This window comes from Pseudocitrobacter faecalis, assembly GCF_965231525.1.
GTDB lineage: Bacteria > Pseudomonadota > Gammaproteobacteria > Enterobacterales > Enterobacteriaceae > Pseudocitrobacter > Pseudocitrobacter faecalis.
The window spans coordinates 4,499,606-4,511,949 of the sequence record NZ_CBDDNJ010000002.1; the positions used below are offsets into that span (position 1 = coordinate 4,499,606).

The window sequence follows — 12,344 nt, forward strand, 5'->3', positions numbered from 1 at the left end:
GTTATTCAGGAGGCGAGATAAAGACATTATTTCTTCTGCGGGTGCGGCGTAATTAGCGATGTCAGCAGCGTATCTTTCTCTTCCCACAGGGTATTCAGCCACTGCTGGAAACGGCGCTTAAAGTTTTTATCTGAAACATAATCACCGTGTAACTCTTCGGCCACCGGCAACAGATTCACGCGTACCACAATGCGCGTCAGCTTGCCGCTCAGCATGTCAAAAAACGGGCTGTCGTTGTTTTCCGGGTAACACAGCGTGACGTCGAGCAATTTATCAAACTGCGCGCCCAGTACGCTCAGCGCCATCGCAATACCAGCCGCTTTTGGCGGCAGAAGATTTTTATACGGCGAGCGGGTTTGACGGCGTTTCTCTTCGGTAAAGCGCGATCCTTCGACAAAATTCACGATAGTGGTGGGATGCGTACGAAATTTCTCGCAGGAGCGGCGCGTGGTTTCAACATCTTTGCCGCGACGTTCCGGATGGCGGATGAGGTAGCTGTGCGAATAGCGGCGCATAAATGGCATATCCAGCGCCCAACAGGCCAGACCGATAAAGGGAACCCAGGCCAGTTGCTGCTTCAGGAAATACTTATTCATCGGGATGTGCTTACGGAAAATCACGCACAGCACCACGATGTCGGCCCAGCTGTGGTGATTACAGATAAGCAGATACCAGTTCTTTTTGTTCAGCTTTTCCAGCCCCTCAATTTCCCACTTCAGATGCGGGTTGAGATGCAGCAGTGCTGCCAGGCCTTCGCACCAGCAGTACATCATGAAATTGCAAAAAACGGAGACAGAGCGCCAGATTGCCGGGATGGGCAAAATGAGCTTAACAAGCCCGGCGATGATGATCGGCACCGAACACAATATGGTCAGTAAAATAGTAAGCGCGATACTTATGGGAAGCGTTATCGCCGCGAGAAATCTCGACATAATTAGTTTATTCAGATAGTTAGTCATTTAACGCGCGCAGGCAAAACGCACAAGAGGCTGATTTTATCAGAAAACACACCAAATGATGGGTCTTACCAGAACAGAAAAATAACCTCTGCTTATATCCACACAGGATAAATTGTCACCACCGCGTGTTTTTCACGGCAGATCTATTTTCAAGCAACTGAAAAATATAGGTTATTAATGATTTTCATAAATGCAAAAGATCACACGTTATTAGCATCATAAAACTATGCACAAAGTTATCCACAGATTTGTTTTGCGAGTGATCCAGAAGATCTGCAAATCTTTTCGCGTAAATGGGGCGAAAAACTCATGTTTTCATGCTGTCTGTGGCATCCTTTAACCATAATCTGATAAACAGGCACGGAAATTATGGTTCAGATCCCCGAAAATCCCCTTATCCTCGTTGATGGCTCCTCGTATCTTTACAGGGCGTATCATGCTTTCCCACCGTTGACCAATGGCGCAGGCGAACCGACCGGCGCGATGTATGGCGTGCTGAATATGCTGCGCAGCCTGTTGCTGCAATATCAGCCGACACACGCTGTTGTGGTGTTTGATGCGAAGGGTAAAACCTTCCGTGACGAACTGTTTGAGGATTACAAATCTCACCGCCCACCAATGCCTGATGATCTGCGTGCGCAGATCGAGCCGCTGCATGCAATGGTGAAAGCCATGGGGCTCCCGCTGATGGCCGTATCGGGCGTCGAAGCGGATGATGTGATCGGCACGCTGGCGCGCGAAGCGGAAGCGGCGGGTCGCCCGGTGTTGATCAGCACCGGCGATAAAGATATGGCGCAACTGGTCACGCCGGGTATTACCCTGATTAACACCATGACGAATACCATTCTTGGCCCGGAAGAGGTGGTGACCAAGTACGGTGTGCCGCCGGAACTCATCATTGACTTCCTCGCGCTGATGGGCGACTCCTCGGATAATATTCCGGGCGTGCCGGGTGTGGGCGAAAAAACAGCCCAGGCGCTGCTTCAGGGGCTGGGGGGGCTGGATACCCTTTATGCCGAGCCGGATAAAATCGCCGGGCTGAGCTTCCGTGGCGCGAAAACGATGGCCGCAAAGCTTGAGCAAAATAAAGAGGTGGCCTATCTCTCTTACAAACTCGCGACCATCAAAACCGACGTTGAGCTGGAGCTGACCTGCGAACAGCTGGAAGTGCAGGCACCTGCGGCTGAAGAGCTGCTGGCTCTATTCAAAAAATATGAGTTCAAACGCTGGATAAGCGATGTTGAGTCAGGAAAATGGTTACAGGCGAAAGGCGCGAAGCCGACGAAATCCGCTGACAAACCTGCGGACACTATCGTGGTGGAGGAAGACGTCGAAACCAACGCCACCCTGAGCGCCGATAACTATGTCACGATCCTGGATGAAGCGACGTTAGTTGAATGGATTGAGAAACTGAAAAAAGCGCCTCTGTTTGCTTTCGATACGGAAACGGACAGCCTTGATAATGTCTCTGCCAATATGGTTGGCCTGTCGTTCGCAGCTGAACCCGGCGTTGCCGCGTATGTGCCTGTCGCGCACGATTATCTTGACGCGCCAGAACAGATTTCCCGCGAACGCGCGCTGGAACTGCTCAAACCGGTGCTGGAAGATGAAAAATGCCTGAAAGTCGGGCAGAACCTCAAATATGACCGCGGGATCCTTGCGAACTATGGCATTGAGCTGCGCGGGATTGCATATGACACCATGCTGGAATCCTACACGCTGGATAGCGTTGCGGGCCGCCACGATATGGACAGCCTTTCTGAGCGCTGGCTGAAGCACAAAACGATTACCTTTGAGGAGATCGCCGGCAAAGGCAAAAAGCAGCTCACCTTTAACCAGATTGCACTGGAAGAAGCGGGCCGTTATGCGGCGGAAGACGCTGACGTCACGCTGCAGCTGCATCTGAAAATGTGGCCGAAGCTGCAAAAGGAGAAAGGGCCGCTGAGCGTCTTCGAAAATATCGAAATGCCGCTGGTGCCGGTGCTGTCGCGTGTGGAACGCAACGGCGTCAAGATTGATCCGGCAGTGCTGCATGCACATTCACAGGAGATTGCGAAACGGCTGGTGGAGCTGGAACAGAAGGCCTTTGAGGTCGCCGGTGAAGAGTTTAACCTCTCCTCACCGAAGCAACTGCAAACGATTCTTTTTGAAAAACAGGGGATTAAACCGCTGAAGAAAACCCCGGGCGGCGCGCCGTCTACGTCAGAAGAAGTGCTTGAGGAGTTGGCGCTGGATTATCCGCTGCCAAAAGTTATTCTCGAATATCGTGGCCTGGCGAAGCTGAAGTCCACTTACACCGACAAACTGCCGTTGATGATCAACCCGAAAACCGGGCGCGTGCATACCTCCTATCACCAGGCTGTCACCGCAACGGGGCGTCTCTCCTCGACGGATCCCAACCTGCAAAACATTCCTGTACGTAATGATGAAGGGCGTCGCATACGACAGGCATTTATCGCGCCGAAAGATTACGTGATTGTCTCTGCGGACTACTCACAAATCGAACTGCGCATTATGGCGCATCTGTCGCGTGATAAAGGCCTGCTGACGGCATTTGCCGAAGGGAAAGATATCCACCGTGCGACGGCGGCGGAAGTCTTTGGCCTGCCATTAGAGAGCGTCAGTAGCGAACAGCGTCGCAGCGCGAAGGCGATTAACTTCGGTTTAATCTACGGCATGAGCGCTTTTGGCCTCTCTCGCCAGCTCAATATCCCGCGTAAAGAGTCGCAGAAGTACATGGATCTCTACTTTGAGCGCTATCCCGGAGTGATGGAGTATATGGAGCGCACCCGTGCTCAGGCGAAAGATCAGGGTTATGTTGAAACGCTGGATGGTCGTCGGCTTTACCTCCCGGACATCAAATCCAGCAACGGCGCGCGTCGTGCCGGAGCTGAACGCGCCGCAATCAACGCTCCGATGCAGGGCACTGCCGCAGATATCATCAAACGAGCGATGATTGCTGTGGATGCCTGGCTTGAAAGCGAAAAACCGCGCGTGCGCATGATTATGCAGGTGCACGATGAGCTGGTGTTTGAAGTGCACAAAGATGATGTGGATGCCGTGTCGAAGAAAATCCATGAACTGATGGAAAATAGCACCAAACTGGATGTGCCTTTGCTGGTGGAAGTAGGCAGTGGCGAAAACTGGGATCAGGCGCACTAACCGTTCGGCGACTAAGCGCTTTTTTGGTAAGTAAGCAACATAACTTATAGCGTTTTGTGATGAACATTAGAATTCGCTATGTAATAAGTGAAAAAAAACTACAAAAAGTGCTTTCTGTGACCAAAAAAAAAGAGTAGAGTTAGTCGCGTAGGGTACAGAGGTAAGATGTTCTATCTTTCAGACCTTTTACTTCACGTAATCGGATTTGGCTGAATATTTTAGCCGCCCCGGTCAGTAATGACCGGGGCGTTTTTTATTGGGCAAAAGAAAAGCCGCCGGATGGCAGCTTTGCGTGAAATCAGGGTCGGGCAATGGCGCCCGACGGCAGAATGATTACTCTTCAGCTTCTTCAGCCGCCACTTCCGGCGGGATCTCACTAAACCAGGTGTCCAGCTTCTGACGCAGCTTATCTACACCCTGTTTTTTCAGTGATGAAAACGCTTCAACCTGCACATCACCGTTAAAGGCGAGCACAGCTTCGCGCACCATATTGATCTGTGCTTTTCGTGCGCCGCTGGCAAGTTTATCGGCTTTGGTCAGCAACACCAGCACCTCAATCTCACTGTCTACGGCCCACTGAATCATCTGTTGATCAAGATCTTTCAGCGGATGGCGGATGTCCATGAGGATCACAATCCCCTTCAGACACAGACGTTTTTCCAGGTACTCACCCAGCGCACGCTGCCATTTGATTTTCATCTCCTCCGGCACTTCTGCGTAACCATAGCCCGGTAAGTCGACCAAACGTTTACCGTCAGCCACTTCAAACAGGTTAATCAGCTGCGTACGGCCAGGTGTCTTGGAGGTACGGGCCAGACTTTTCTGGTTCGTCAGCGTATTGAGTGCGCTGGACTTCCCGGCGTTGGAGCGGCCTGCAAATGCCACTTCGATTCCGGTATCAGAAGGTAAATGGCGGATATCTGGCGCACTGGTCACAAAATGCGTCAGTTGATAATTCAGGTTAATCAAAACGGTCGTCTCCGTTAAATCGGGCAATGCTGGCGATTATACCCGATCGGTAAAAAAAGGCTGATTTTCCTCAGCGAGTCTACAGGATGTAAGCAAAACCCCTACAGTTTGTGAGATATTGCCCATAGTCCCTATGCGAATTTTCAGAGAAGTTTGAGAAGAAAAAATCGCTAAAAATAGATAAATCATAGAGTTAATGTTGGGGAAAACTCTGATTTTATATTTATGTGCCGTTTCGCTGCTTGTTAGTTTAGCTCAACAAGGTAAAGTATCACTCATTGGCGAGGACGCCGGAAGGATTTCTAACTCAGGATGAGGGTCAGGAGCGCCAGGAGGCGAAGACTTAGGATTGTCAGGATGACAAACGTCCGGAGACGTAGCGAAAGGAAATGGAGCAGTACAGGGATTGTTCCAGGCTAAAGGAAAGACAGGGTGTGTCGGTAGCTAACATGGAATGTAGCGCCCGTTGAGGGTGGAGAGTCAGAAAAAGGCGACAGATTACTCTGTCGCCTTTTTTCTTTGTTGGTATTCTGCTAGATTCCGCCTCAATTCTATACTGAATAAAACGGCCATAAGACAACACCATGAAAAAACCAACATCTGCACCGCGTGCCAAAACGCGCCGCAAAACCCGTGAAGAACTGGACCAGGAAGCGCGCGATCGTAAGCGCCAGAAGAAGCATCGTGGCCATACGCCGGGCAGCCGTGCAAATGGTGGCGGTGAATCGGGTCGCGCAAGCCAAAAAGGTCAGGAAAAAGATCCCCGTATTGGCAGTAAAAAACCTGTTCAGCTGGGCGTTACCGCTGCGCAGACAACCCCTCGTCAGCAAAAACCAAAAAGTGAGAAACCTATGCTTTCACCGCAGGCTGAGCTGGAGCAGTTAGAAACGGATGAGCGTTTGGATGCGCTGCTGGAGCGCCTGGAAGAAGGCGGAAAACTGAATGCTGAAGAGCAAAGCTGGGTCGATGCCAAACTGGACAGAATCGACGAACTGATGCAGCAGCTTGGCCTCTCCTACGACGATGACGAAGAAGAAGAGGAAGAAGAGGGCAAGGAAGACATGATGCGTCTGCTTAAGGGCGGAAACTAACGTTTGCACGCAGTTGGTTTCCCGGCCCTGCTTATAGACACAAAAGCATTCACAGTGCGTCCAGGCGGCAAGCGAGTGAGTCCCAAGGAGCGTACAAAAGTACGTGACGGGGGCGAAAGCACGCAGCCAACACAGAGGCAATGTGAATGGTGACGTGTATAACCCTTCTGGTTATATGTTATCTGGTGTGGTTATTCGTTAAACTACAACGGTTGTCGCGGCGTCAAAAACGGCTGCGCAACCGGCTAATGGCTCAACAAGGAGCCAGGCCGGCACGCCGTCGTCGTTAGCGACGTCACTGGAAGGAGTAAGCATGTCTGTGCAGTTAATCGACTGGGATCTGGCCCTGATCCAGAAATATAACTATTCCGGGCCACGTTACACTTCGTATCCCACCGCGCTGGAGTTTTCCGACGCGTTTGGCGAGAGCGAATTTCTGAATGCGGTTGCGCGATATCCTGAGCGGCCGCTGTCGCTGTACGTGCATATCCCGTTCTGCCACAAACTCTGCTATTTCTGCGGCTGCAATAAAATTGTCACACGCCAGCAGCATAAAGCTGACCAGTATCTCGACGCGCTGGAGCAGGAAATTCGCCATCGCGCACCGTTGTTCACCGGGCGCAATGTCACCCAGTTGCACTGGGGCGGCGGCACGCCAACCTATCTGAACAAAGCGCAAATTACGCGCCTGATGACGCTGCTGCGTGAGAACTTCCATTTTGCCGCTGACGCTGAGATCTCTATTGAAGTTGATCCGCGTGAAATCGAACTGGACGTGATCGACCATCTGCGTGCCGAAGGCTTTAACCGCCTGAGCATGGGCGTGCAGGACTTCAACAAAGAGGTTCAGCGTCTGGTGAACCGCGAGCAGGACGAAGCGTTTATCTTTGCACTGCTGAATCACGCCCGCGAGATTGGCTTCACCTCAACCAACATTGACCTGATCTACGGCCTGCCAAAACAGACGCCGGAAAGCTTTGCCTTTACGCTTAAACGCGTGGCGGAACTGAACCCGGATCGCCTGAGCGTCTTCAACTACGCGCACCTGCCGACGCTGTTTGCCGCGCAGCGTAAAATTAAAGATGCAGATTTACCGACTGCTCAGCAGAAGCTGGATATCCTGCAGGAAACGATCGCGTCGCTCACTGACGCCGGTTACCAGTTTATCGGCATGGATCACTTTGCCCGCCCGGATAACGAGCTGGCCGTTGCTCAGCGTGAAGGTGTGTTGCATCGTAACTTCCAGGGCTACACCACGCAGGGCGATACCGATCTGCTCGGTATGGGTGTATCCGCCATCAGTATGATTGGCGACTGCTACGCCCAGAACCAGAAAGAGCTGAAGCTCTACTATCAGCAGGTCGATGAACGCGGCGATGCGCTGTGGCGTGGGATTGCTTTAACGCGCGATGACTGCATTCGTCGTGATGTGATTAAAGCGCTGATTTGTAATTTTCGCCTGGATTACGCCGCGGTTGAGCAGCAGTGGGATTTGAATTTTGCTGACTATTTTGCAGAAGATTTAAAACTGTTGGCGCCGCTGGCGAAAGATGGGCTGGTGGATGTGGATGAAAAAGGAATCCAGGTGACGCCAAAAGGTCGTCTGTTGATTCGTAATATCTGCATGTGCTTCGATGCTTATCTGCGGCAGAAAGCGCGGATGCAGCAGTTCTCACGCGTGATTTAAGCTATTACCGGGCCTACAACGCCTCGTTGTTTGTAGGCCCGATAAGCGAAGCGCCATCCGGCGCAACGCTGCGCTACTCCATCCCCAGCTCTTTCAGCTTCCGCGTCAGGGTATTACGTCCCCAACCCAGCAAACGCGCGGCTTCCTGTTTATGCCCTTGAGTATGACGCAGAGCGGTTGTCAGCAGCGTACGCTCCATTTCCGGCTGTGCTTCCGATAACAGATTTTGATGACCGGATCGCAACGCGCGATCGGCCCACTGCGCCAGCAGCGTCGCCCAGTTATCCGGCTGCGTGTGGGTCGTACCATCCGGAACGGTGGTTTCAAACAGTTCGCTCGGCAGATCCTGAATCAACACTTCCTGGCCTGCGGCCATCACCGTCAGCCAGCGGCAGGTATTTTCCAGCTGGCGCACGTTGCCCGGCCACGCCAGACGCGTCAGTGCCGCCTCGGTTTCCGGATGCAGCAGTTTGACTTCTACGCCCAGTTCGCGTGCGGCAATTTGCAGGAAGTGGCGCGCCAGGCGCGGAATATCTTCCCGACGCTCGCGCAGCGGCGGCAGGTGCACGCGAATCACGTTCAGGCGGTGGAACAAATCCTCGCGGAATTTCCCCTCCTGTACGCGCAATTCCAGGTTCTGGTGGGTCGCCGCGATGATGCGCACATCCACTTTTACCGGCGCATAGCCGCCGACGCGATAAAACTGCCCATCGGCTAGCACGCGCAGCAGACGTGTTTGTACATCGTTGGGCATGTCGCCAATTTCGTCGAGAAACAGCGTGCCGCCGTCAGCTTGCTCAAAACGTCCCTGACGGACGGTGTTCGCGCCCGTAAAGGCGCCTTTCTCGTGGCCAAAGAGTTCAGATTCAATTAAATCTTTCGGTATCGCCGCCATATTCAGAGCGATAAACGGCGCTTTCGCGCGTGGGCTGTGGCGATGCAGCGCATGCGCGACGAGCTCTTTACCGGTACCGGATTCGCCGTTAATCAGCACGCTTATTGATGACCGGGAGAGTCGCCCGATAATGCGAAAGACGTCCTGCATCGCCGGTGCTTCACCGATAATATCGGCAGTAGGCCCGAATGCGGGCACGTCGCGCGGCTGCTGTTGTTCCTGATAGTGGCTGATGGCACGTTCAACCAGCGCTACAGCCTCATCGATATCAAACGGTTTAGGCAGATAATCAAATGCACCCTGCTGATACGCGCTAACGGCGGCATCCAGATCCGAATGGGCGGTCATTATGATGACCGGGAGCATCGGATGGCGCTGTTTAATCTGCTTGAGCAGCGCAAGGCCGTCCATGCCAGGCATACGAATATCCGACAGCAGCACGTCCGGCGTTTTGGTGGTGAGTGCGTCCAGCACCTCGTTGCCGCTCTCAAATGTGGTACAGCTTAAGCCCGCCCCGGTGAGTGCGCGTTCAAGCACCCAACGGATGGAGCTATCGTCATCTACGACCCAGACTATCCCTCGTTGCATAAACACACCTTATTTTCGAATTGGCAGGTAAACCGAAAACTCGGTATGGCCTGGCCAACTGGTAAATTCAATTTTGCCGGAATGCTGATCGATCAGGCTGCGGGCGATAGATAAACCCAGCCCGGTGCCGCCTTCGCGGCCACTCACCATTGGATAGAACAGCGTGTCCTGTAAATGGGACGGAATACCCGGCCCGTTATCTTCAACGTCAATGCGTGCCGCCAGGCGATAGCGCTCACCGTGCAGCGTTAGCTGGAATGCGGTGCGCGTGCGCAGAATGATTTCGCCGCCTTCTGGCCCTAACGCCTGCAACGCATTGCGAACAATATTCAGTAATACTTGTTCAATCTGGTCGGGATCGTGCGGTAACTCCGGCAAACTCGGGTCGTAATCACGCACCAGCCGCACGTTATCCGGCAGCTCCATCGACACCAGCGAAAAGACGCGTTCGGCCACTTTGTGGATACTTTCGGTTACGTGCATCCCCGGCTGTTGCGGCCCCAGCAGACGATCGACCAGGTTGCGCAGGCGATCGGCCTGCTCAATGATCATCTTGGTGTATTCAGTGAGCGACGGGTCGGGCAGTGCTCTGCTTAAAAGCTGCGCCGCGCCGCGTAAGCCACCGAGTGGGTTTTTTATCTCATGGGCTAAGCCACGGACTAAATCGCGCGCCGCAATCTGCTGCGCATGCTGGAGCTGCTCCTGGCTCAGACGACGTTGATTATCCATCGGGGCCATCTCCAGCAAAATAAAGCCGTCAGGCAGCCGCTGGGCCGTCAGAGAGAGGATATGCGAGCGTCCGTCGATCACCAGCGTCACTTCGTTATCCGTGAAGCCCTGGCCCGTTTGCAGGCTCTCCTGCATCAAACCGGTATTTAATGAGAAATAGCTCAGCAGTTCCGGTAATGGCGTACCGAACAGTTTTCGTGAGCTTTGCGCCAGCAGTTGCTGCGCCGCAGGATTAGCGTAATGCACCGCCAGGTCATCATCGACCAGCAGAATGCTATTAATTAAAGAATTGAGGATCTGCCCAGCATCGGGCAGCGCGCCGGTTGCCATTTAGCAGTCTCCTTTGATTGCACTGTTTTAGTGCATTATAGCTGGATGGACGGGAAAAAGGCGCTAACTACGCGTTTTCGTGGAGAAAAAAGCCCATCCAGAGATGGGCTAAACGTTCCACGGCAACAACTTACTCAGCTTGTTCTTGCCGCCAAGCGGCGACAAGAAGTGGGCGGAGAATGACTAACGTAAATTAAACGCTGTAGTACAGCTCGAACTCTACCGGGTGCGGCGTCATACGTACGCGGTCATCTTCTTCACGGCGCAGCGCGATGTAAGCATCGATGGATTCGTCAGTGAACACACCACCGGCTTTCAGGAACTCGCGGTCCAGATCCAGTTCTTTCAGTGCTTCTTCCAGAGAACCAGCAACCTGTGGGATCTCTTTCGCTTCTTCCGGCGGCAGGTCATACAGGTTTTTGTCCATTGCTTCGCCCGGATGGATTTTATTCTTGATACCGTCAAGGCCAGCCATCAGCAGTGCTGCGAAGCACAGGTACGGGTTAGCTGCCGGGTCCGGGAAGCGCACTTCGATACGACGCGCTTTCGGGCTGGTAACAACCGGAATACGGATGGATGCGGAACGGTTACGCGCAGAGTAAGCCAGCATAACCGGCGCTTCATAACCCGGAACCAGACGTTTGTAGGAGTTGGTCGTCGGGTTCGCCAGGGCGTTGATCGCTTTCGCGTGTTTAATAACACCGCCGATGTAGTGCAGCGCCTGCTCAGACAGACCTGCATATTTGTCGCCAGAGAACAGGTTTACGCCGTTCTTGGACAGAGACATGTGGCAGTGCATACCGGAGCCGTTATCGCCAAACATTGGTTTTGGCATGAAGGTCGCGGTTTTACCGAAACGGTGCGCAACGTTGTGAACCACATATTTGTAGATCTGAATTTCGTCCGCTTTTTTGGTCATGGTGTTGAAGCGGGTGGCGATTTCGTTCTGGCCCGCCGTTGCCACTTCGTGGTGGTGAGCTTCAACAACCAGGCCCATTTCTTCCATGATCATACACATGGTAGAACGGATGTCCTGAGAGGAATCGACCGGCGGAACCGGGAAGTAACCACCTTTCACGCCTGGACGGTGACCTTTGTTACCACCTTCGTATTTGGTGGAAGAGTTCCACGCGCCTTCGATATCGTCGATAGCCACGTGAGAACCGGAAATGGATGCGCCGAAGCGGATGTCATCGAACAGGAAGAATTCTGGTTCTGGCCCGAACAGTACGGTGTCGGCGATGCCAGTAGAGCGCAGGTATTCTTCCGCGCGTTTCGCGATGGAGCGCGGGTCACGGTCATAGCCCTGCAGGGTACCTGGTTCCAGGATATCGCAGCGGATAATCAGTGTCGGTTCTTCGTAGAACGGGTCAATGAGTGCGGTAGATGCGTCCGGCATCAGAACCATGTCAGATTCGTTAATGCCTTTCCAGCCGCCGATAGAGGAGCCGTCAAACATTTTGCCTTCTTCAAAGAATTCAGCATTAACCTGATGGGAAGGGATAGTGACGTGCTGTTCTTTACCTTTGGTATCGGTGAAGCGCAGATCGACAAACTTCACTTCGTGCTCATTCAGCATCGTCAAAACGTGTTCAGCGGACATACTTTACATCTCCCGGATTTGTCATTGTCGTCGTGGTAACGAGGTCTTCAAACACTTCTTAAAAGTGGCGTTGTTGCCCTGAAATATATAAAGCGAAATCTGTGCCAACTTTTAAATTACCCCCAAAAGGCGCTATCATGCGCATCATAGTGCAAAAGGGCTGCACCACGATGGTGTCATTGCACCAGTATAGTGCTTGTATGTGAACATAAAGCACCATATTGGTGCAATTTGCGTTAAGGTGCCCTTTTTTCGCTCCGTGAAAGCGATCACAAAGGAACTCTGCAATACTTGTTTGCGGAGGATGTTTGTGATCCTGTTTTGTACTGCG

General features: G+C 52.8%; 9 protein-coding genes. 4 read left to right on the forward strand and 5 right to left on the reverse strand.

What is annotated here, in order from left to right; translation table 11 throughout:
• Positions 1-26: 26 nt before the first annotated feature.
• The gene (locus ACOXYR_RS21710) at positions 27-932 is read right to left on the reverse strand and encodes an acyltransferase (RefSeq protein ID WP_421356562.1); all 906 of its coding nucleotides are present in this window, start codon (positions 930-932) and stop codon (positions 27-29) included.
• A 396-nt stretch (positions 933-1,328) separates the two neighbouring features.
• On the opposite strand from ACOXYR_RS21710, the gene polA reads away from it, so the two are divergent.
• Entirely contained in the window at positions 1,329-4,121 is a 2,793-nt protein-coding gene (gene polA, locus ACOXYR_RS21715; protein WP_421356561.1) for a DNA polymerase I, read from the forward strand.
• A gap of 165 nt (positions 4,122-4,286) precedes the next feature.
• The gene (gene spfP, locus ACOXYR_RS24815) at positions 4,287-4,334 is read left to right on the forward strand and encodes a small protein SpfP (protein WP_071892919.1); all 48 of its coding nucleotides are present in this window, start codon (positions 4,287-4,289) and stop codon (positions 4,332-4,334) included.
• Positions 4,335-4,454: 120 nt separating this feature from the next.
• On the opposite strand, the gene yihA is transcribed toward spfP, so the two are convergent.
• The gene (gene yihA, locus ACOXYR_RS21720) at positions 4,455-5,090 is read right to left on the reverse strand and encodes a ribosome biogenesis GTP-binding protein YihA/YsxC (RefSeq protein WP_108477081.1); all 636 of its coding nucleotides are present in this window, start codon (positions 5,088-5,090) and stop codon (positions 4,455-4,457) included.
• 584 nt (positions 5,091-5,674) lie between these two features.
• Here yihA and yihI point away from each other — a divergent pair.
• Both yihI and hemN read left to right on the forward strand, forming a co-directional pair.
• Positions 5,675-6,181, forward strand: a complete 507-nt coding sequence (gene yihI / locus ACOXYR_RS21725; RefSeq protein ID WP_189624134.1) for a Der GTPase-activating protein YihI — start codon at positions 5,675-5,677, stop codon at positions 6,179-6,181.
• Positions 6,182-6,494: 313 nt separating this feature from the next.
• Positions 6,495-7,868, forward strand: a complete 1,374-nt coding sequence (gene hemN / locus ACOXYR_RS21730; RefSeq protein ID WP_421356560.1) for an oxygen-independent coproporphyrinogen III oxidase — start codon at positions 6,495-6,497, stop codon at positions 7,866-7,868.
• 73 nt (positions 7,869-7,941) lie between these two features.
• Here hemN and glnG read toward each other — a convergent pair whose 3' ends face one another.
• The 3 genes from glnG to glnA form a co-directional block, all read right to left on the reverse strand.
• Positions 7,942-9,351, reverse strand: a complete 1,410-nt coding sequence (gene glnG / locus ACOXYR_RS21735) for a nitrogen regulation protein NR(I) (RefSeq protein ID WP_108477078.1) — start codon at positions 9,349-9,351, stop codon at positions 7,942-7,944.
• A 9-nt stretch (positions 9,352-9,360) separates the two neighbouring features.
• On the reverse strand, positions 9,361-10,410 hold the full coding sequence (glnL, locus tag ACOXYR_RS21740; RefSeq protein WP_421356559.1) for a nitrogen regulation protein NR(II): 1,050 nt from the start codon (positions 10,408-10,410) through the stop codon (positions 9,361-9,363).
• A 193-nt stretch (positions 10,411-10,603) separates the two neighbouring features.
• Positions 10,604-12,013, reverse strand: a complete 1,410-nt coding sequence (glnA, locus tag ACOXYR_RS21745; RefSeq protein WP_015966560.1) for a glutamate--ammonia ligase — start codon at positions 12,011-12,013, stop codon at positions 10,604-10,606.
• Positions 12,014-12,344: the final 331 nt, after the last annotated feature.